Genomic DNA, 20,031 nt, shown 5'->3' on the forward strand with positions numbered 1-20,031 from the left:
GATGGGGTTTGTCCCGGCGGCGCGTTTGGCGCTTCGCGCCACGCGTCTTATCGATCGGGTTTGAGATGCATGTGGCGCTTCTCGACTTATGACTGTAGCGGCCGCGGTCCCGTTTGGGATCGCGGTTGTTTTGTTGTGGGTCAAATATGAACGTTGTGTTAATGAGTCGGTGGACGGTGGTGTTTTTCGGTGAGCGGCGTATCCTTCCAACGGTTTATCTAGTGTGTCAGTTGAAAGGAAGAGGGCGCTCGTCATTGTTTGAATGTGAACTGCCGTTTGACCACAAGACGTTGCATCTGGAACTCGAGGATAAGAACTTCGCGGGTGTGATGGAAGGTCATCAAAACGAGTTTAAGACCACGAAATCGCAGGAAGAGCTGGTGGAGGAGTCGCTTGCCAACCCTTACGGCTCGCCTTCGCTCGAGGAGCTTTGTGCTGGCAAGAAGGATATTGTCATCATTAGCTCAGATCATACGCGTCCCGTTCCCTCGCGTGTGACGATGCCTATTCTGCTGCATCACATCCACTCCGCTGCGCCTGAGGCTCGCGTGCGCATTCTGGTTGCTACGGGTATGCATCGTCCGTCGACGCACGAGGAGCTCGTCAACAAGTACGGCGAGGAGATCGTTGCCAACGAAGAAATCGTTATGCACGTCGCGACTGACGACAGCATGATGAAAAAGATCGGCACCCTGCCTTCTGGTGGCGAGTGCATCATCAACAAGATTGCGGCCGATTGCGATCTGCTGCTTGCCGAGGGCTTCATTGAGCCGCACTTCTTTGCCGGCTTCTCTGGCAGCCGAAAGTCTGTCCTGCCCGGCATCGCCAGCTATAAGACCATCATGTACAACCACAACGGTCAGTTTGTGAACGACTCCCATTCGCGTGCCGGCAACCTGTGCCACAACCACGTGAGCGAGGACATGTTTGCCGCCGCCGAGATGGCTCACCTTGCCTTTGTGCTCAACGTGGTGCTCAACGGCAAGCACGAGGTCATTGGCTCCTTTGCCGGCGACATCCACAAGGCGCACGAGGCTGGCTGCGAGTTCGTGAAGAGCCTTGCCGGCGTTGAGCCCGTCGAGTGCGAGATCGCCATTACCACTAACGGCGGCTACCCCCTCGATCAGAACATCTATCAGGCTGTGAAGGGCATGTGCGCTGCCGAGGCCACGCTTCCCGAGGGCGGTGTGATCATCGACGTCGCCGGTTGTGCCGACGGTCACGGCGGCGAGGGCTTCTATCACAACATCGCCGACAACGATCCGGCAGAGTTTGAGCGCGCCTGCATCGATCGTCCTAAGGACGAGACCCTGCCCGATCAGTGGACGAGCCAGATCTTTGCCCGCATCCTGGCGCATCACCCTGTGATCATGGTCACCGACCTGTGCGATCACCAGATGCTCAAGGATATGCACATGACGCCGGTCAACACTATCGAGGAAGCGCTCAAGCTCGCCTTTGAGATGAAGGGTGCCGATGCCAAGGTCGCCGTCATCCCCGATGGCCTGGGTGTTGTTGTCGCACAGCACTAGTGCGCGGCTTAAACGAATCGTTTATAACCGACAAGAAAGATAAGGTTTTATGCTTACCAAACTCCTCTGCGAATTCGGCGCAACGGCCCTCATGATCGTCTTTGGCGTGGGCGTTCACTGCGATACCGTGCTCAAGGGCACCAAGTATCAGGGCTCCGGCCATATGTTTGCCATCACCACCTGGTCCTTTGGCATCTCGGTCTGCCTGTTTGTCTTTGGTGGCGCTGTGTGCATGAACCCCGCCATGGTGCTTGCCCAGTGCATTGTCGGCCTGGTGCCGTGGGGCAACTGCATCCCCTTCATGCTTGCCGATATGCTCGGCGGCTTTGTGGGTGCCGTGATCGCTTGGTTTATGTATGCCGATGAGTTCAAGGCTTCCGAGGGCGTCGTCGACCCCATTGCCCAGCGCAACATCTTCTCGACCAACCCCACCACCGAGGGCACGAACTATGCTCGTAACTTCTTCTGCGAGGCTATCTGCACCTTTGTGTTCATCAGTGCCATCCTTGCTGCCGCTAGCCGCGCCGGCGAGAACGTTCTGATGCTCGCCATCTGCGTCGGTCTGATCGTTTGGGCTGTTGGCATGGGCATGGGCGGCATCACCGGCTTCGCCATGAACCAGGCTCGTGACCTTGGTCCTCGCATGGCCTATCAGGTGCTGCCGATCAAGAACAAGGCTGACAACAACTGGAAGTACGGCCTGCTTGTTCCTGGCATCGCTCCGTTTGTCGGTGCCGCTCTGGCCGCGCTGTTTGTGCATGGTTTCTTGGGCATGTTCTAGTCCAAGACAATTGATATAACGCCCGGGTCCGGCATAGGTTATCTTTCCGCCGCGTCCTCGGACATGCAAGAAGCTCCCGCTGCGCACTTCGTGCGGCGGGAGCTTCTTGCGTCCTGCGGAGTGCGGCGGAAAGTTAACCTATGCCGGACCCTGCGGGAATCCAGTTGCGTTCGAACAAGCAACCAACATATATATCTGAATTTGGATGTGGTGGGCACTTTGTTGTTAGGCGCTTTGAGGTGCGAGTGACACTTTGGGATGCGTGGCGCCCTAGGTTGGGGTGATGCTTTGGGATGAGCTTCTTACTTAGCTGAAGAGGGGCTGTATGGCTGAGAGGTAGTCTTTGGCTACGTTGGATTTGTTGGCTTGGAAGTTGTGCCAGGCCCACCATTGGACCATTCCTACGAAGCTTGAGGCTATGTGGTGGAGGAGGAAGCTTCGGTCCATGGTGGCGGCGGGGCCGTTTGGGTCGGTGGGGACGGTTTCGGCTGCTCGTGACATGATGGTCTTGCGTAAGCAGTCGGCGAAGACGCGTGAGCCGGCGCCGGCTACGAGGGCTCGAACGCCCTGGCGGCGTTCCCAGAGGTTGTTGAGGATATGCTCGACTTGTACGAGCGGATCATCGAGCGGCGTGCCATCATCGTCGAGGGCGTGGGTGCAGATGTCGCTCACGAGTTCGGACAGTAGGTCATCTTTGCTCTTGAAGAGGCCGTAGAATGTCGCGCGGCCTACGTGGGCGCGCGCGATGATGTCGCCGACGGTGATCTTGCTGTAGTCCTCCTCGCGCAGGAGCTCGGAGAACGCCGCGACGATCGCGGCACGGCTTTTGGCCTTGCGGGCATCCATGGCTATGCGTCCGCGTGAACGAGCAGACAGCGGAGCGTGCCGGAGCAGCCCTCGTAGGGGCGCTTACCGGCGCCGTAGCCGACGGCCTCGATGCGGTAGCGGGCCGGCAGGTGCTCGGACGTGCGCAGTGCGGCGACGATGGCGGCGCCCGTGGGCGTCACGAGCTCACCGGCGACCGGTGCGGGCGTGAGGGCGATATTGCCCGCTTGGCACAGGTTGACGACAGCGGGGACAGGAATGGGCATAAGGCCGTGGGCACAGCGGATGGTGCCGTGACCCTCGGAGAGCGACTCGACCACGATGTCCTCAATACCTAGGTCATCGAGGCAGATGGCGACAGAGCAGACGTCGACGATGGAGTCGATGGCGCCCACCTCGTGGAACATGACGGTCTCGGTCGTTTTGCCGTGGGCCTTGGCCTCGGCGGCGGCGAGCGCGGTAAAGATGGCGAGCGCGCGACGCTTGGCGCCATCGCTTAGCTGCGAGCCATCGATGATGGCGGTGACGTCCGCCAAAGAACGGTGGTGATGGCCGTGGGCGTGATGGTGACCCTCGTGGTCGTGGTCATGCTCGTGGCAGTGCTCGTGTTCGTGCTCGCCATGATCATGATGGTGGTGCTCATGCTCGTGCGTGTGCTCGGCAGCTGCTTCGTTGCCGTAGAGCCAGACCATATCGTGATCGTGGTTCTCGAGCTCCTCTGCAAGCTGGACGTCGAAATCGCAGGCGTCGATGCCATGCTTGCTTACGTGCGCGACGGCGATCGTAAAGCCGTCGACCGGCAGCGTGGCGAGCTGCTCGCGCAGGTGCTCCTCGCTGGCGCCTAGGTCGAGCAAGGCCGCGACGGTCATATCGCCGCTGATGCCCGAGGTGCCGTCGATGATAAGCGTGTGCTGATGATTGGACATGGAATGCTCCTTAACGGGCGCAGGGCGTGCCGGCGCTCAGATGATTGATAAGACTTGCCTGGTAGGCGGCACCAAAGCCGTTGTCGATGTTGACGACCGAAACGCCGCTGGCGCAGGAGTTGAGCATGGCGAGCAGCGCGGCTACGCCACCAAAGCTCGCGCCGTAACCCACGCTGGTGGGAACGGCTATGACCGGACAGCTTACCAGGCCGCCGACAACGCTCGCCAGTGCGCCCTCCATGCCGGCAATGGCGATGACCACCTGTGCCTGGGCAAGTTCCTCGGCATGCGCGAGCAGACGGTGCAGGCCGGCGACACCCACGTCGTAGAGGCGGTCGACCTCGTTGCCATAGAACTCGGCCGTCAACGCGGCTTCTTCGGCGACGGGCAGGTCGCACGTGCCGGCGCAGGCGACGACGATGCGTCCGTTGCCGGTAGGGAAGGGCTTGCCGCCCACGAGGGCGAGCTGTGCGTCCGGGACATATCCCAGGTCGATGCCGTTGCCAAGAAGCTCAGCGGTGCGCGCGGCTTTTTCGGCATCCAGGCGCGTGACCAGGATGCGCTCCTGGCCGGCATCGCGCAGTGCTTCGATAATGGCGGCAATCTGATCGGCGGTTTTACCGGCCCCGTAGACAACCTCGCCGGCTCCCTGGCGCACCCCGCGCGAAAGATCGAGCTGCGCAAAGCCCAAATCGGCGGTCGGAGCCGTCTGGATGCGCGTGAGGGCGTCGGCAGGGGTGACTGCTCCGCCGGCAACATCGCTCAGCAATTGCTCAAGATCTCGCTTATCCATATATGTTCCCTTCGACGGCGCAAAGTCTAGCACTCAAAGGGTATATTTCCGAACACTAAGACAAAATTGTTCGGAAACTATAGGACAGACTGATTCAATTGTTAGACGGATCGACTAGTCGCGCAGGATGATGTCCATGGCGAGCATCAGGTTGCGCTCGTCGATGGTAAACGGGGCGGCCTCGCGCGTCTTGGGCTTGGCGCAAAACGCGATGCCCGTGCCTGCGGCCTGGATCATGGGGATGTCGTTTGCCCCGTCGCCGATTGCCACGGTGTGTGCCATATCGACGCCGCACTCAACTGCCCAGTCCAGCAGCTGGATGAGCTTGGACTCCTTGGTCACAATGTCGGCAGCCAACTTACCGGTGAGCTTGCCGTCCACGACCTCCAGACGATTGGCCAGGCAAAAATCGATGCCCGTGGCAGCCACGATCTTGTCGGCGACCTCGTGAAAGCCGCCGCTCACCACGCCGACCTTCCAGCCCTTGCTGTGCGCCGAGCGCACAAGCTCCAACGCGCCGGGGGTAAATGTCACGCGCTCAAAGGTGCGCTCGAACACGCTCTCGTCCAGGCCGGCGAGCAGCCCCACGCGCTCCTCGAGCGCCTGCTTAAAGTCAAGCTCGCCGCGCATGGCGCGTTCGGTGATCTGTGCCACCTGCTCGCCCACGCCGGCCTCTTCGCCCAACAGGTCGATGACCTCCTGGTTGATGAGCGTGGAGTCGATATCCATAATGATGAGGCGTGCAGTCATGGCGGGCCTTTCCGAGTGCTGTTTTATTGGGGCATATTGTCGCACGTGACGAGTGCGGGCGGGTGCCGCGGCGTGTCAATTGTTTCGTCTCCGTCAAGTCTTTGGGCAGGAGCTACTTTTCCGCGGCACATCGACACAGGTGCGATAAGATAGAACGTCATGTCTGGCTGCGCGGTTTACGCAGGCCGGGCAAATCTGTACGACGCCGCCCGGAACGACACGGGGCGGCACAGATCCATAAAGGAGGATCACTGGTATGAGCCAGACCCGTCCCATCGACGAGCATTCCATGCACACCCGTACCTGCGGCGAGCTTCGCCGCGAGAACGTGGGCGAAGAGGTCACCCTCACCGGTTGGGTGAGCCGTCGCCGCGACCACGGCGGCCTTATCTTCTGCGACCTTCGCGACCGTGAGGGCATCACGCAGCTCACCTTCGACCCCGAGCACTCCGACGGCGATGCCTTTAAGATCGCCGAGACCATGCGTCCCGAGTGGCCCATCAAGATTCACGGCGTCGTGCGCGCCCGTGGCGAGGAGACCACCAACACCAAGCTCGCGACCGGCGAGATCGAGGTCCTCACCGACCACGCCGAGGTGCTCAACACATCCGTCACCCCGCCGTTCCAGATTGAGGACGGCATCGAGACCAGCGAGGACACCCGTCTGCGCTATCGCTATCTGGACCTTCGTCGTCCCGAGATGATGGCCAACCTCAAGCTGCGCTCCGACTTTACCTTTGCCATTCGCGAGGCGCTGCACAACCGTGAGTTCATGGAGGTCGAGACGCCCTCCCTGTTTAAGTCCACGCCCGAGGGCGCTCGCGACTTCATCGTTCCCAGCCGTATTCAGCCGGGCAACTTCTACGCCCTGCCGCAGTCCCCGCAGCTCCTGAAGCAGCTGCTTATGGTCGGTGGCGTCGAGCGCTACTATCAGGTTGCCAAGTGCTTCCGCGACGAGGACCTGCGTGCCGACCGTCAGCCCGAGTTCACCCAGGTCGATATCGAGATGTCCTTCGTGGACCAGAACGACGTTATGAGCGCGCTCGAAGAGGTCCTGGCCGACGCCTTCGGCCGTATGGGTGTCGAGATGCCCACGCCGCTGCGTCGCATGAACTACTGGGAGGCCATGGACACCTATGGCTCCGACAAGCCCGATACCCGCTATGGCATGCACTTGGTCGACCTGACCGACATCTTCGCCAACTCTAAGTTCAAGGTCTTTGCGACTGCCGCGAACGAGGAGGGCTCTGTCATTAAGGCCATCAACGCCAAGGGCGCCGGTGCCTGGGCTCGCGCCAAGATCGATAAGCTTGCCGGCGTGGCTTCCACGTTTGGCGCCAAGGGCCTGGCCTGGATCGCATTCCGCGAGGACGGCTCCATCAACAGCCCCATCGTCAAGTTCTTCTCGGACGAGGAGATGACCGCCCTGCGCGAGCGCATGGACGTCGAGCCCGGCGACCTTGTGATGTTCGCCGCCGGCCCGCGCCTGCTCTCCGACGAGATCCTGGGCGGCATGCGTTCCCACATGGCTAACGCGCTCGAGATCAAGCGCGAGGGCCACGACTTCCTGTGGGTCGTCAACTTCCCGCTGTTCCACTGGGACGAGGACCGCAAGGCTTACGCTGCCGAGCACCAGCCCTTCACCCTGCCGACCGAGACCGACATCGCCAAGATCGAGGCCAATCCGTTGGCAGCCGGTTCTTGCACCTACGACTTTGTCATGGACGGCTTTGAGGCCGGTGGCGGCGGTATGCGTATCCACAACGCCGAGATGCAGATGTCCATGCTCAAGCTCCTGGGCTTTACCGAAGAGCGCGCTGAGTCTCAGTTTGGCTTCCTCATGGAGGCGCTCAAGTTTGGTGCGCCCCCGATGGGCGGTTTCGCTCTGGGCCTGGACCGCGTGTGCATGCTGCTCACCGGTTCCGACTCCATCCGCGACGTCATGGCGTTCCCCAAGACGGCCAGCGGCTCCGACCTCATGTCGGGCGCCCCGAGTGCCGTTAGCGGCGCCCAGCTCAAGGACGTCAGCCTGCGCCTGATGTAGGCAAGCGGCTACATATTGCCCGTAACGAGGGAAGGACACGTGCCTTCCCTCGTTTTTTATACGCCGAGATTGTGAGGGCATGGGATGACCGGGCGTTGCGGAAAGTACGTCCCGGAATCTGCGTCCAGAACGGGTCGCGCTTTCCCAAAGGGGGTCCTCTGGGAAAGCGCGACCCAGAATTCGGCAAAATAATGGGACACAGTTTTCGCTTGAGCGGTCTAACGGAAACTGTGCCCCAGAATGAGCGCTCAAAACGGGGCAGGCTTTCCGCAACAACTGTCTGGCGAAAAGCCCGGCCCAGTTTCCTACAGCGAGTCTCTCTGAACGAGCTGCATGTGCATCACGGAGGTGGTGGGCTCGGCGCCCTTGATCATGTCGAGCGCAATGTTGGCGGCCATGTGGCCTTCTTCGCGCAGGGGCTGGCGGACGGTCGTGAGTGCGGGGACGCAGCGCGCCGCAATCTCGTGATCGTCGAAGCCGACGACAGAAACGTCCGCCGGAACGGATAGGCCTGCCTCGTTGAGTGCGGTGATGACGCCAGCCGCGATACGGTCCGATCCGCAGAGCACGCCATCGAAAGCAATCTCGCGCGCGAGGATCTGGTGCATGGCCTGATAGCCGTCTCCGCTGTTCCAGCCGGTATAGATAACGTTTGCGCCTGGGAGGTCTTCGCCCAGGACGGTGCGGTAGCCGCGCAGGCGGTCGACAACAGCGGGGTTGTCTTGCGGTCCCAACACGGCGACGATATCTTTGCGCCCGCGATCTTTCATAGCGAGTGCCGCAAAGCGTCCACCCTCTTCGTCGTCAGAGTAGACTGTCGAGAACACATCGCGATAGGGGTGGCCCTCGAGCTGGCCGCACAACACGGTGGGTACGCCCAGCTCGCGCAGCACCTCGAGCAGCTCGCTGCCCTTGTAAGGGGAGACGTCGATCACGGCGTCGAACGAGCGGCGCTCAAAGTGCTCGCGTGCGCGGTTGCGCTCATGCGTAGAAGACGCCTGCAAGATAACGGGCAGATAGGACGACTCCGACAGTTCCTCGGTAATGCCGCTCAAAAATTCGCTATAGGTGGGGTCGCTGAAGAGCTCACTCAGGGGCTCGGTCACGAGCACGGCGATGATTTCCGTGCGCCCGACAGCGAGCGCTCGGCCGCGAGCGTTGGGGACAAAATTGACTTTCTTGGCCGCCGCACGGACGCGCTTTTTGGTTTCCTCGCTAATGCGGGGCGAATCGTTGAGGGCGCGCGATGCCGTGGAGCGCGACACGCCGGCAGCTGCGGCAACCTCGGCAAGCGTAGGTGCGGTGCGAACTGGCTGGGTCATGGCGTCTCCTGGAAAATGCGGTCGATGTTGTCACTGATACGGGCTGGTGCGGATACAGCTTACTATAGTGCACCTGAACAGCGTTCATGATATCCGGTGACAGGTGTCGTTTTGCAACCAAGCCGCAATCGAATACGTCTCGTGTGGGTGAGATATCAGCGGGCGTGGCGGTTGCCTACGAGCTTAAGAACGATGTTTTGCGTTGAGTTTCGATATTCAGGGTGACATAAGTGTCGCGGTTGTACAACCGGTTGCACCGTTAATCCGGCCAAATCGACCGTTCAGCGGACAACCGGTTGCACAGTTTTTTGCATCGCCCGTAAGATAAGGACAACCGGTTGCACAAGAATCACTACGATGACGAAGGAGCATCACCATGGACGCCATTAACGATTGGGAAAACCAAGCGCTCACCCACAGGAACCGCCTGGCACCCCATGCGTACTTTATGGGTTATGAGACCGCCGATCTCGCTGCTACGTACAGCCGCGAGCTGTCGCGCGGGTTTGTCCAGCTGTCTGGCTCGTGGCAGTTCCGCCTCTTTGAGGGGCCTGCTGCCGTCTCCAACGAGGAGCTCTCCACGTACAAGTCTGAGTGGGATCACGTGGAGGTTCCGCACCTGTGGCAGGTAGACGGCTATGGCAACCTTGCCTATACCGACGAGGGTTTCCCGTTTCCGGTGGATCAGCCGTTCGTTCCCTCCGACGACCCCACGGGCGTCTACCAGCGCATCGTCAACCTTCCCGCCGTTCCTGCCGGCGCCCGCGAGATCATTCGCTTCGACGGCATCGAGAGCTATGGCGAGCTGTACGTCAACGGCCAGTTTATCGGCATGACCAAGGGCTCGCGTCTGTCCGCCGAGTTCGACGTGACCGACGCGCTCGTCGAGGGCGACAACCTGTTTGCGGTCAAGGCCCTGCAGTACAGCGATGGCAGCTATATCGAGGATCAGGACATGTGGTGGGCTTCGGGCATCTTCCGCGATGTGTACCTTATGCAGCGTCCCGCCGCGCACCTGGTCGACTTTAGGTTCCGCACGCACCGCGAGGGCGATGCCGCTCTGATCACGCTCGATACGGTGGCCGAGGGCGCTACCCGCGTCGTGTTTACGCTCAGCGATGGCGAGAACGTGGTCGCTACGGGCGAGTGTGTCGACGGCCATGCCGAGTGCAGCGTTGCCGATGCCCACTTCTGGAACCCCGAGGACCCCTTCCTCTATGACCTTACGTTTGAGGTCTACGACGGTGACGAGGTCAGCGAGTACGTTCCGCATCGCCAGGGCCTTGCCGAGGTGACGGTCGAGGGCAATCATATCTACCTCAACGGCACCTACTTTAAGATGCATGGCGTCAACCGCCACGATCACGACGATCACAAGGGCCGCGCCGTGGGCCTCGATCGCATGCGCCGTGACCTGGAGCTCATGAAGCGACACAACATCAACGCGGTGCGCACCTCTCACTATGCCAATGACCCGCGCTTCTACGAGCTGTGCGATGAGTATGGCATCATGCTGGTCGCCGAGACCGATATGGAGAGTCACGGCTTCGAGAATATCGGCAATATCGCCCTGGTCACCGACGACCCGGCATGGGAGGCGGCCTACGTCGACCGCATTGAGCGCCTGGTGATGCAGGAGCGCAACCACGCCTGCATCATTATGTGGTCGATGGGCAACGAGAGCGGCTATGGCTGCAACATCCGCGCGATGTACGCCAAGGCTCACGAGCTCGATGATCGTCCGGTCCATTACGAGGAGGACCGCAACGCCGATACCGTCGACGTCATTTCCACGATGTACTCCCGTGTGTCGCAGATGAACGACTTTGGTGAGCATCCGTTCCCCAAGCCGCGCATCAACTGCGAGTACGGCCACTCCATGGGCAATGGCCCCGGAGGCCTGTCCGAGTACCAGGAGGTCTTCGATCGCTGGGATTGCATCCAAGGCCAGTTTATCTGGGAATGGTGCGACCACGGTTTGGCTGCTGTGACCGAGGACGGCGTTGCTTACGATATGTATGGTGGCGACAACGGCGATTACCCCAACAACAGCAACTTCTGCATCGATGGCATGGTGTTCCCTTGGCAGCAGCCGAGCCCGGGCCTCACTGAGTATGGCCAGGTCATCTGCCCGGTTCGCATGGCTTATGACACCGAGGCGGGCGAGCTGACCGTCACGAACAAGCGCTGGTTTACTACCCTCGAGGATGTCTGCCTGTCGGCGGAGACCCTGGTAGACGGCGATGTAGTGTGCCGCAAGACGCTTATGCCCGGCGCGGTGGCTCCCGGCGAATCCGTCCAGCTGTCACTGGTGATTCGCGAGGCCGCGGTAGGCGAGACCCTGCTGACCGTGTGCGCCTACACCATGGCGGCTCACGCCTGGTGCGAGCCGATGTTCCAGCTGGGCGCAAGCCAGTTTGCCATCGCAAACCATCCGGCGCCGGCCATCGCCGCCCCCGCTCGTCCTGAGCTTACGGTCGAGGAGACCGAGCAGGAGATCCGCATTCACTCCCTCAACGGCGAGCTGACCTTCAGCAAAGTCAACGGTACCGTGAGCGAGTGGAAGGCATCCGGCCGCGACGTAATGGCCTCTGGTCCCCAGGTTGGTTTTTGGCATCCGCTCGTCGACAACCACGCTCAGGAGTATGACTCCCTGTGGAAGGACAACTTCATCGATGTGATGCAGACGTCTACCCGCAAGGTTTCTTGGAAGCAGGACGGCAATGCGGTCGTCGTTACCGTGAGCCAGCGTATCGCTCCTCCCGTCCGCGCGTTCGGCATGCGCGTCGAGCTCGTCTACACCGTGCTTCCGAGCGGTCGCGTCGACCTCAAGGTTTCCGGCGAGCCCTACGGCGATTACTCGGATATCATCCCGCGCATCGGCATCTCCTTCGAGGTCCCCGGTTGCAATCGTGCCGTCGAGTGGTATGGCCACGGCCCGGGCGAGAACTATCCGGACTCGCTGCGCGCCAACCCGGTCGGTCATTACCGCACTACGGTCGACGACATGTTTACGCCCTACGTTATGCCTCAGGACTGCGCCAACCGTGAGGGTACCCGCTGGGTTGCCCTGCGCTCCAGTCACGGTGACGGCGTGTTGGTGACTCGTCCGGCTGATGCCGCCTCCAACCCGTTCTCGTTCTCGGCATGGCCCTATAGCTGCGAGGCAATCGATAACGCCAAGCACGTCTACGACCTTGTCAAGGGCGATACGGTCACGGTCAACATCAACGACCAGCTGCTCGGCCTTGGCTCGAACTCTTGGGGTTCCGAGGTACTCGATTCCTACCGCACCCGTTTTGAGAGCTTCAGCTTTGAGGTGTCCCTGCGACCGCTGACGTCTGCCGATCTGGCTCAGGCGCTGGCACCCATTAAGGAGGCATAAGTCATGCATGTCTTTAACTCGCGCGCCGATTTCGACGCTCAGATGAAGTCTGTCAAGAAGTGGATGCGCACCGGTCAGGCGCTCGATGGCGTTGCCGACCTGCAGCACGACGTGGCGTACTCCATCGGCGACTCGTTGGTGTACTGGTGGGTGAACGCCCACGAGGCGGCTACCGCCGACCTGGTCGGTCACCGTCGCTACCATGCCGTGCTCGCCCCGCTCGACGGCGACCTGACTGTCGAGGTGGCTTCCAAGACGGATCTTACCCGCACGCGCGCCTACAGCGATATCGACGATCGCGAGCGCTTTGAGGGTACGGGGGAGACCGTGACGATTCCCGCCGGCGGCGTTGCCGTCGTCGAGATCGACGAGGCCTACCGTGTCGTGGCCGATGTCGCGGATCCCCGCGTCGTGGTACTGCACGTGACGGTTGAAGGTTATTCCTTCCCCAACAAGTAGTATTCGTCCGTTTGGACGTTTGCTTCGCGCCGTTAAGGGGGATGGCTTTGTTGACTCCCTTTTCCCCATTCCCCTTAGCAGGTGCGTCGTCCACGATTGCGCTTGCAGTCCGGACGGTTTTAGATGAGATATAACGGATGATTGGGAGGGCTTATGAGCTCTGAAAAACGAGGAACGATCGGTTCGTTCGCTCTGCTGGGCATGACGGTCGCCGCCGTGTTCGGTATCAAGAACATCATCAACAACAACGCGGCCATCGGCTTGGCAGCTGCGCCGTCGTTCTTCTTCGCCACGCTTTTGTACTTTGTCCCCTATACCCTGGTTACCGCTGAGTTCGTCGGCCTCAACAGGGACTCCGAGTCTGGCGTGTACGCATGGGTTAAGACCTCGATGGGTGGTCGCTGGGCGTTCCTGACGGCATTTAGCTACTGGTTCGTTAACCTGTTCTACTTTGCGTCCGTCCTGCCCAACGTCATCATTTACGCGAGCTACGTGTTCTTTGGTGCCAATGCCGAGCTCTCGCAGCTGTGGATCACCATTATCGAGATCGTCGTCTTTGCTATCGCCACGTGGGTTTCGACCAAGGGCGCTAAGTGGATCGGCTCCATTTCCTCCTTCGGCTCGACCGCGGCTCTCGGCCTGACTGCCGTGTTCATCTTGCTGTCCCTGGCTGCTGCCTTTGGCGGCGTCGAGTTCGCTACGGCTCCTACCCCCGCTAACATGGCTCCCGACATGAGCAACTTCGCAACTATGTGGGGCTTCTTCGGTACGCTTGCCTGGATCATCCAGGGCGTTGGCGGCGCTGAGTCTGTCGGCGTGTTCCTTAACGACCTTAAGGGCGGCGTCAAGGCCTTCGTGCGCACCGTCGTTATCGCCGGCCTGACCATCGGCCTTCTGTACGCAGGTGCTTCGCTGCTGGTCAACCTGTTCATTCCCGAGGGCGGTGTTGCCATCTCCACCGGTATCTTCGACGTATTCGGCGCTGTCTTTGCCCACTTTGGCATTCCCATGGAAGTGTCCACGCGCGTCATTGGCCTGATCCTTCTCGCTGCCACGCTGGGCTCCCTCATGATGTGGACCTCTGCTCCCATCAAGGTCTTCTTCACCGAGATCCCCAAGGGCGTCTTTGGTAGCAAGATCGTCGAGCTCAACGAGCACGGCATTCCCGCCCGCGCCGCTTGGCTGCAGTTCGCCATCGTCGTCCCCATCCTGATCATCCCGGCCTTGGGATCTGGTAACCTCGACGACCTGCTCATGATCGTCACCAACATGACGGCTGCCACTGCTCTGCTCCCGCCGCTGCTGATCCTGCTTGCCTACTTTATGCTGCGCAAGAACTTCGACGCCGCTCCCCGTGACTTCCGCATGGGCTCGCGCAGCTTTGGTCTGGTCGTTGCCGCATTCCTGCTTGTGGTCTTCTGCTTTGTGCTTGTCTGCGGCACCATCCCGCTCGATCAGCCGCTGTGGCTGACGCTGGTCTACAACGTTGGCGGTGTGGTTGTCTTCCTGGGCCTTGCCGTGATGTGGTACAACCGCTATATCAACCGCCTGCGCGAGACCGATCCCGAGGCCGCCGAGAGCGAGCTGCGCCCTTCCGTCCTCGACATGATGGAGTAGCGGCTAGGATTAATCTACAGCTGTGGAATAAATCGATTCCCTTTCCTAAGGAGGGGCCTTACGAGGCCCCTCCTTTTGTGTTTTGGGGCATGGTTTTGGACCCCGTGGTCAAAAAATGCCAAATATGAGTACTGTTGCAAAAGAGGTGTCATATTTTTCGGCCTGTTCTGAGCAAAAACGGGCTCAAAATCAATTTATATAACCCCCTTTAAAGGGCGTTTGACGGCTTTCAACCTCTTCGAATCGCTCAAAGGAGGCAATTTGCTCTCGATTTTGCTGCTACTAAATTGGTGACAGTACTCATATTTGCCACTTTTTGCCCACGAGGTGTTCAGAGGAGCTCTCGACAAGCATCTAACGCTACAATAACTACCACGTGGCTGGGTTTGCCGGCCGAATGTGCGATGCCGCGGGAGGGGACATGGTCGAGTTTACAAAGACGATTAAAGATCCGTTGGGACTGCATGCCCGCCCGGTTGCGCTGCTTTACGACATCATTGCCAAGCATCGTAGCAACGTATCGGTCAGTATCGGCGATCGCCATACCGACGGCCGCGATGTAATGGGGCTCATGGCTCTCTACGGCGAGTGCGGCGAGGACATCATCTTCCGCGTTTCGGGCGTAGACGAGGCTTCCTGCGTCACATCGATCAGAAACCTCTCGCTCTAAGCATGACAGGGCGCGGCAAAGGACAGCTCTTTGCCGCGCCTTTTTGTTTCGTATAGGAAACTTTTTCGAAATCTAAATGGGGACCCTTTCCAAAAAGTTAACCACGTGCTAGTTTACTATAGCGAACATAGACGTGGTTAACTTTTGCTGCGTCGATGTTGAGGACGAACTGACGTTAGGAGCTCACTCATGTCTTGCGGACCGCAGATGCCGGCTATGCCGCTTTCGATGGTAAAAGCGGGCGAAACCGTGCGCGTGTCTCGCGTAAAGGGCAATGAGGATATGAAGCACCATCTCAAGGACCTCGGCTTTGTCGAGGGCAACGAGATCCACGTGGTGAGCTCGAGTGGCGCCAATATCATCGTCACGGTGCTGGGTGCACGCTTTGGTATCGATTCCAAGGTTGCCATGCACATCATGACCGTCGGTTAGTTCGCAGCATTTCGCAAAAAGCTGAAAGGGGGACAAGTAAATGAAGACGTTGGGTGACGTTAAGGTGGGCGAGAGCTCCACCATCGTCAAGCTTCACGGTGAGGGTGCGCTTCGCCGCCACCTTATGGACCTGGGGCTCATCAAGGGCACTTCGTTCAAGGTCGTGAAAGTTGCACCGCTCGGTGATCCGGTCGAGATCAACGTGCGTGGCTACGAGCTCTCCATCCGCAAGGAGGAGGCTGCCGTCGTCGAGGTCCAGTAAGGGCCGGCGGCACATATTTCTGCAGATAAAGTTAGGTTTTTCTAACTTAAACTTGCAACGTTGAAGCACATTATCCAGCCCGCGCGGAGAAAGCAGCGCAGGCACACAAGGAAGAAGGATTGAATGGCGGATTCTCAGATCCATGTCGCGCTGGCGGGTAACCCCAACTGCGGCAAGACCACGCTTTTCAACCTGATCACCGGCGCCAACGGCTACGTTGGCAACTGGCCCGGTGTCACGGTTGAGAAAAAGGAAGCCAAGCTCCTGAGCGACAAGAACGTTACCATCACGGACCTCCCCGGCATCTACTCGCTTTCCCCCTATAGCCCCGAGGAGCAGTGCTCGCGCGATTACCTCATGAGCGGCGAGCCCGATGTCGTCGTCCAGGTGGTCGACGCCACCAACCTCGAGCGCAACCTGTACCTAGCGCTTCAGGTTATCGAGACCGGCCTGCCCGTGGTCGTCGCCCTTAACATGGCCGACTTGGTCGAGAAGAACGGCGACAAGATCGACACGGACAAGCTCTCCAAGAAGCTCGGCTGCCCGGTCATGATGATCTCGGCCCTTAAGAACAAGGGCATCAACGAGCTGTTCGAGCAGGTCAAGAAGTCCGCTGCTTCCAAGGGCCAGGTGCCGGAGCACAAGTTCGATTCCTCCATCGAGGACGTTCTGGACCACATCGAGAACAACCTGCCGGCGAGCGTTCCCGCCAACAAGCGTCGCTACTACGCTGTCAAGCTGTTTGAGCGCGACGCGGACGCCTGCAAGCTCATCAACCTCACCAAGGAGAAGGCCGCTCGCGTCGAGCAGCTGGTCGCCCAGTGCGAGCAGGATTGCGACGACGACGCCGAGTCCATCATCACCGGCGAGCGCTATGGCGTGATTGCCCACATTATCGACGAGTGCATGACCAAGGCTCCTGCCAAGATGAGCACCTCCGAGAAGATCGACCGCGTGGTTACCAACCGTATCCTGGGCCTGCCGATCTTTGTGGTCATCATGTTCTGCGTGTACTACATCGCCGTTTCCACCCTGGGCGGCACGGTGACCGACTTCACCAACGACCAGCTCTTCGGCACCGACGGCTGGTACGTGCTCGGTCAGGGTCGTGACGCCTATGACGCAGCTGTTGAGGCTGCGGGCGACAACGCCGACTCGGTCGACCCAGCACAGTACGGCCCCTATGTCCCCGGCATCACCACCGTGGTGCACGACGCCCTTGTGGCGGGTGGTACCGAGGACGGCGGCCTGGTCGATTCGCTGGTCTGTGACGGTATCGTCGGCGGCCTGGGCGCCATCTTCGGTTTCGTCCCGCAGATGTTCCTGCTCTTTGTGATGCTGTCTTTCCTGGAGGACTGCGGCTATATGGCCCGCGTCGCCTTCATCATGGACCGCGTGTTCCGCCGCTTTGGCCTGTCCGGTAAGTCCTTTATCCCCATGCTCGTGTCCTCGGGCTGCGGCGTCCCCGGCGTCATGGCCACCAAGACCATCGAGAACGAGAAGGACCGCCGCATGACGGTCATGACCACCACGTTCATTCCCTGTGGCGCTAAGCTGCCGATCATTGCCCTGCTCATGGGTTCCATCATCGGCGATTCTTCTACCACCGCCGCGTGGATTAGCCCGCTCTTCTACTTCCTGGGCGTCTTTGCCGTCATCGCCTCGGGCCTCATGCTCAAGAAGACCAAGCTCTTTGCCGGTCGCCCGACGCCGTTCGTTATGGAGCTTCCTGCCTACCACTTCCCGGCGATCCGCTCTTGGGCGCTGCACGTGTGGGAGCGCTGCTGGGCCTTTATCAAAAAGGCCGGCACGGTCATCTTCGCGTCCACCGTTGTGGTTTGGTTCCTCTCCAACTTTGGTAGCTATAACGGTTCCTTTGGCTTCCTGCCCGCGATGGACGGCATCCCCGAGGAGTTCATGGACTACTCCGTGCTTGCCATGCTCGGCAACCTGGTCGCCTGGATCTTCGCCCCGCTCGGCTTTAGCACCTGGCAGGCCACCGCGCTGACTGTCTCTGGACTTGTCGCCAAGGAGAACGTCGTCGCCACCGCCGGCTCGCTGCTGTCGGTTGCCGACGCCGCCGAGACCGACCCGAGCCTGTGGACCGCGTTTGCCGGCATGTTCCCGACTATGGGCGCTTGCGTTGCCTTTGGCGCATTCAACCTGCTGTGCGCCCCGTGCTTTGCCGCCATGGGCACTATCCGCAATCAGATGGACTCCGGCAAGTGGACCGCGATCGCCATCGGTTACGAGTGCGCCTTCGCTTGGGTGATCGCCCTGTTCATCAACCAGTTCTACAACCTGCTTGTCCTTGGCCAGTTTGGTATTTGGACGGTTGTAGCCATCGTTCTGCTGGTTGCGATGCTCTTCCAGATCTTCCGTCCCATGCCCAAGCACGCTTGGACCGACGAGGACGAGACCAACACCGCTTCCGCTGCAGTTTCCGCTTAAGTCCGAATAAGGATCAGCCCCTTTCCACGAGCCCGGGTGTCCCAGCGACACTCGGGCTTTTTGGTGAGGGAGATGTGGCGTTTCCGCAGATAAAACCGACCAAAATATACCTGTCCCTTTTTGGAAGGTGGAGAATGGGGTAAAGTAAGTTGTGGTTAACTAGAGGAGGCTTGCTATGGCACCTATCGATATTGTTGTACTGGCTGTTATCGGCATTGCGTTTGTCGCCGTGTGCGTGCGCATTTATCGCAAGGGCACCTGCGCCGACTGCGCTCAGGGCGGCGTTTGCACGGGACATTGTTCCAACAAAAAAACCTGCGCCGCACTTAAGGGCGTGGACAAAATCGCCGAAGACTTGGGCCGCGGTATCAAATAAAGGTCCAGGCACCCAAGCGCCTCGCGAGCATCCGTTCGCGGGGCGCTTTGCACATTTGGGGGAGAGCGCGGCGAGTTGAAGAGTCATTTTGGGGTATCGTTACCTGTACTGTTAATTGGCAACTTATCTATAACGGAGTAACCCCATGAGCGCTCGCGTAACCATGAAGGACATAGCCGCCGAGCTTGGCGTTTCCATCAATACCGTGCACAAGGCCCTGACGGGTAAGGCCGGCGTGAGCGAATCCGTGCGCTCCAAGGTGAATGCCAAGGCCGAGGCCATGGGCTACCACCGCAACACAAGTGCTTCGAGCCTGCGCCGCAAGGATATCAACTTGGTGTTTTGCCTGCCCCGCGCATCGCGCGAGGGGGCGTACTTTTTCCGTTACCTTTGGGAAGGCTGCAACCGCTTTGAGCAGGAGGTCATCGATCAGGGCATTACGGTTGAGCGCGTTGAATTTGGCGTGGGCGGCTACGCCGATGCGCTCGAGCAGATTGATGAGCGTCTGCAGATAGGGGAGAAGATTGATGGCCTGCTTGCCTATGTTCCGGGCGATGATCGCGCGACCGAACTCTTGAGGCAGATTGCCGAGGCGGGCGTGACAATCGAGCTCGTAGACGGCGACCGCCCGCACCTCGATCGCCTGGGTGCCAGTCTGGCGGACTATTCCGCGGCGGGCAGTCTTATGGCAGAGCAGGCGGCAAATCTGGTCCACGCTTCTGGGGCTGACGCCCGCGTGCTCCTGTTGGCGGGCGACCCCTATACCGATTCACACTACCTGACCGCCCGCGCCTTTCATAATTACCTGCGCGAACACGATATTCCATGGCAGGTTGAGGACCTTGCCGGCGCCCATGCGCAAGTCAAACAGCTCGAGCGCGAGCTTGAGCAGCGCTTGAGTGCGCCGGATGCTCCCGAGCTCATCTGTAGCGTTTTTGCCGTTGGTTCCGAGGTGGTCGCCGACGCGCTTGTTTCAAGCGGCAAGGCCGGCAAGGTCATGGTAATCGGCAACGACCTGTTCCCCGAGAGCGCCTTGGCCTTGCGCCGTGGCATCTTTACCAATATTGTCTATAAGGACCCGGTGAGCCTGGCCTACCGTGGCGCCAAGACCTTGGGTGAGTATCTGCTGTGGGGTAAAACTCCGGCGGAGCCCGTGCAGAAGGGTGCTGTGGAGATGGTGTTTGCCAGCAACGTCGACCGCTACTGCGAGCTTGCGGGAATTTAGCCGTTTAGTCAGGTACCCCCTTTTGCGACGTGCATTTTTTGGAGTATTCAGCAATGGCGTGTCCCGAAAGAGGTTAGGACGACTGTTTTAAGTGCCCCCGATGGCGTAATTCGCCATCGGGGGCATTTATTCAAGACTTTAGTCTGCTGGCCGCGCAGCGGCCAGCTTTAAACCACCCGCT

General features: G+C 59.9%; 17 protein-coding genes. 12 read left to right on the forward strand and 5 right to left on the reverse strand.

The genetic code is table 11. From position 1 onward, the window contains the following. Positions 1 to 254: 254 nt before the first annotated feature. Both larA and larD read left to right on the forward strand, forming a co-directional pair. Positions 255 to 1,532 carry a nickel-dependent lactate racemase gene (larA, locus tag DWV32_RS08105; protein ID WP_117647964.1) on the forward strand — a complete coding sequence of 426 codons (1,278 nt, stop codon included), beginning with the start codon at positions 255 to 257 and terminating at the stop codon, positions 1,530 to 1,532. 49 nt (positions 1,533 to 1,581) lie between these two features. Then, complete coding sequence (gene larD, locus DWV32_RS08110) at positions 1,582 to 2,313, forward strand: D/L-lactic acid transporter LarD (RefSeq protein ID WP_117757836.1); 732 nt, start codon at positions 1,582 to 1,584, stop codon at positions 2,311 to 2,313. A gap of 306 nt (positions 2,314 to 2,619) precedes the next feature. Here larD and DWV32_RS08115 read toward each other — a convergent pair whose 3' ends face one another. The 4 genes from DWV32_RS08115 to serB form a co-directional block, all read right to left on the reverse strand. Next, positions 2,620 to 3,159, reverse strand: a complete 540-nt coding sequence (locus DWV32_RS08115) for a TetR/AcrR family transcriptional regulator (RefSeq protein WP_117757837.1) — start codon at positions 3,157 to 3,159, stop codon at positions 2,620 to 2,622. Positions 3,160 to 3,161: 2 nt separating this feature from the next. Then, the gene (locus DWV32_RS08120) at positions 3,162 to 4,064 is read right to left on the reverse strand and encodes a LarC family nickel insertion protein (protein ID WP_117757838.1); all 903 of its coding nucleotides are present in this window, start codon (positions 4,062 to 4,064) and stop codon (positions 3,162 to 3,164) included. A 10-nt stretch (positions 4,065 to 4,074) separates the two neighbouring features. Continuing rightward, positions 4,075 to 4,857 (reverse strand): nickel pincer cofactor biosynthesis protein LarB, encoded by a 783-nt coding sequence (gene larB / locus DWV32_RS08125; protein ID WP_117757839.1) that lies wholly within the window; start codon positions 4,855 to 4,857, stop codon positions 4,075 to 4,077. A 114-nt stretch (positions 4,858 to 4,971) separates the two neighbouring features. Next, positions 4,972 to 5,607, reverse strand: coding sequence for a phosphoserine phosphatase SerB (gene serB / locus DWV32_RS08130; RefSeq protein WP_117757840.1), 636 nt, complete (start codon positions 5,605 to 5,607; stop codon positions 4,972 to 4,974). A 256-nt stretch (positions 5,608 to 5,863) separates the two neighbouring features. Here serB and aspS point away from each other — a divergent pair, with 256 nt between their 5' ends. Beyond that, the gene (aspS, locus tag DWV32_RS08135) at positions 5,864 to 7,651 is read left to right on the forward strand and encodes an aspartate--tRNA ligase (protein ID WP_117757841.1); all 1,788 of its coding nucleotides are present in this window, start codon (positions 5,864 to 5,866) and stop codon (positions 7,649 to 7,651) included. A gap of 305 nt (positions 7,652 to 7,956) precedes the next feature. Here aspS and DWV32_RS08140 read toward each other — a convergent pair whose 3' ends face one another. Continuing rightward, positions 7,957 to 8,973 (reverse strand): LacI family DNA-binding transcriptional regulator, encoded by a 1,017-nt coding sequence (locus DWV32_RS08140; RefSeq protein WP_089572647.1) that lies wholly within the window; start codon positions 8,971 to 8,973, stop codon positions 7,957 to 7,959. Between the two features lie 376 nt (positions 8,974 to 9,349). Between DWV32_RS08140 and DWV32_RS08145 the strand changes: the two genes are divergently transcribed. The 9 genes from DWV32_RS08145 (at position 9,350) to DWV32_RS08185 (ending at position 19,850) form a co-directional block, all read left to right on the forward strand. Then, a complete protein-coding gene (locus tag DWV32_RS08145; RefSeq protein ID WP_117757842.1) occupies positions 9,350 to 12,358 on the forward strand; it encodes a glycoside hydrolase family 2 TIM barrel-domain containing protein in 3,009 nt (1,002 codons plus the stop codon). Positions 12,359 to 12,361: 3 nt separating this feature from the next. Beyond that, complete coding sequence (locus DWV32_RS08150) at positions 12,362 to 12,817, forward strand: hypothetical protein (RefSeq protein ID WP_117757843.1); 456 nt, start codon at positions 12,362 to 12,364, stop codon at positions 12,815 to 12,817. A gap of 153 nt (positions 12,818 to 12,970) precedes the next feature. Then, a complete protein-coding gene (locus tag DWV32_RS08155) occupies positions 12,971 to 14,434 on the forward strand; it encodes an amino acid permease (protein WP_117736197.1) in 1,464 nt (487 codons plus the stop codon). A gap of 421 nt (positions 14,435 to 14,855) precedes the next feature. Further along, positions 14,856 to 15,104 (forward strand): HPr family phosphocarrier protein, encoded by a 249-nt coding sequence (locus tag DWV32_RS08160; RefSeq protein ID WP_158559602.1) that lies wholly within the window; start codon positions 14,856 to 14,858, stop codon positions 15,102 to 15,104. A 189-nt stretch (positions 15,105 to 15,293) separates the two neighbouring features. Further along, positions 15,294 to 15,536 (forward strand): FeoA family protein, encoded by a 243-nt coding sequence (locus DWV32_RS08165; RefSeq protein WP_022094360.1) that lies wholly within the window; start codon positions 15,294 to 15,296, stop codon positions 15,534 to 15,536. Between the two features lie 40 nt (positions 15,537 to 15,576). Next, positions 15,577 to 15,798 carry a FeoA family protein gene (locus DWV32_RS08170; RefSeq protein ID WP_006234774.1) on the forward strand — a complete coding sequence of 74 codons (222 nt, stop codon included), beginning with the start codon at positions 15,577 to 15,579 and terminating at the stop codon, positions 15,796 to 15,798. Positions 15,799 to 15,921: 123 nt separating this feature from the next. Further along, positions 15,922 to 18,249 (forward strand): ferrous iron transporter B, encoded by a 2,328-nt coding sequence (locus DWV32_RS08175; RefSeq protein ID WP_117757845.1) that lies wholly within the window; start codon positions 15,922 to 15,924, stop codon positions 18,247 to 18,249. A 175-nt stretch (positions 18,250 to 18,424) separates the two neighbouring features. After that, positions 18,425 to 18,625 carry a hypothetical protein gene (locus DWV32_RS08180; protein WP_035136858.1) on the forward strand — a complete coding sequence of 67 codons (201 nt, stop codon included), beginning with the start codon at positions 18,425 to 18,427 and terminating at the stop codon, positions 18,623 to 18,625. A gap of 145 nt (positions 18,626 to 18,770) precedes the next feature. After that, the gene (locus DWV32_RS08185; RefSeq protein WP_117757846.1) at positions 18,771 to 19,850 is read left to right on the forward strand and encodes a LacI family DNA-binding transcriptional regulator; all 1,080 of its coding nucleotides are present in this window, start codon (positions 18,771 to 18,773) and stop codon (positions 19,848 to 19,850) included. Positions 19,851 to 20,031: the final 181 nt, after the last annotated feature.

This window comes from Collinsella sp. AF04-24, assembly GCF_003465685.1.
Lineage (GTDB): Bacteria > Actinomycetota > Coriobacteriia > Coriobacteriales > Coriobacteriaceae > Collinsella > Collinsella aerofaciens_AP.

What these genes read in the sequence shown, in the direction of transcription:
- DWV32_RS08145 (WP_117757842.1), top strand. Translation starts at nt 9,350, where the DNA reads ATGGACGCCATTAACGATTGGGAAAACCAAGCGCTCACCCACAGGAAC.
- aspS (WP_117757841.1), top strand. Translation starts at nt 5,864, where the DNA reads ATGAGCCAGACCCGTCCCATCGACGAGCATTCCATGCACACCCGTACC.
- DWV32_RS08150 (WP_117757843.1), top strand. Translation starts at nt 12,362, where the DNA reads ATGCATGTCTTTAACTCGCGCGCCGATTTCGACGCTCAGATGAAGTCT.
- serB (WP_117757840.1), bottom strand. Translation starts at nt 5,607, where the DNA reads ATGACTGCACGCCTCATCATTATGGATATCGACTCCACGCTCATCAAC.
- DWV32_RS08175 (WP_117757845.1), top strand. Translation starts at nt 15,922, where the DNA reads ATGGCGGATTCTCAGATCCATGTCGCGCTGGCGGGTAACCCCAACTGC.
- DWV32_RS08165 (WP_022094360.1), top strand. Translation starts at nt 15,294, where the DNA reads ATGTCTTGCGGACCGCAGATGCCGGCTATGCCGCTTTCGATGGTAAAA.
- DWV32_RS08185 (WP_117757846.1), top strand. Translation starts at nt 18,771, where the DNA reads ATGAGCGCTCGCGTAACCATGAAGGACATAGCCGCCGAGCTTGGCGTT.
- DWV32_RS08160 (WP_158559602.1), top strand. Translation starts at nt 14,856, where the DNA reads ATGGTCGAGTTTACAAAGACGATTAAAGATCCGTTGGGACTGCATGCC.
- DWV32_RS08180 (WP_035136858.1), top strand. Translation starts at nt 18,425, where the DNA reads ATGGCACCTATCGATATTGTTGTACTGGCTGTTATCGGCATTGCGTTT.
- DWV32_RS08120 (WP_117757838.1), bottom strand. Translation starts at nt 4,064, where the DNA reads ATGTCCAATCATCAGCACACGCTTATCATCGACGGCACCTCGGGCATC.
- larB (WP_117757839.1), bottom strand. Translation starts at nt 4,857, where the DNA reads ATGGATAAGCGAGATCTTGAGCAATTGCTGAGCGATGTTGCCGGCGGA.
- DWV32_RS08155 (WP_117736197.1), top strand. Translation starts at nt 12,971, where the DNA reads ATGAGCTCTGAAAAACGAGGAACGATCGGTTCGTTCGCTCTGCTGGGC.
- larD (WP_117757836.1), top strand. Translation starts at nt 1,582, where the DNA reads ATGCTTACCAAACTCCTCTGCGAATTCGGCGCAACGGCCCTCATGATC.
- DWV32_RS08115 (WP_117757837.1), bottom strand. Translation starts at nt 3,159, where the DNA reads ATGGATGCCCGCAAGGCCAAAAGCCGTGCCGCGATCGTCGCGGCGTTC.
- DWV32_RS08140 (WP_089572647.1), bottom strand. Translation starts at nt 8,973, where the DNA reads ATGACCCAGCCAGTTCGCACCGCACCTACGCTTGCCGAGGTTGCCGCA.
- DWV32_RS08170 (WP_006234774.1), top strand. Translation starts at nt 15,577, where the DNA reads ATGAAGACGTTGGGTGACGTTAAGGTGGGCGAGAGCTCCACCATCGTC.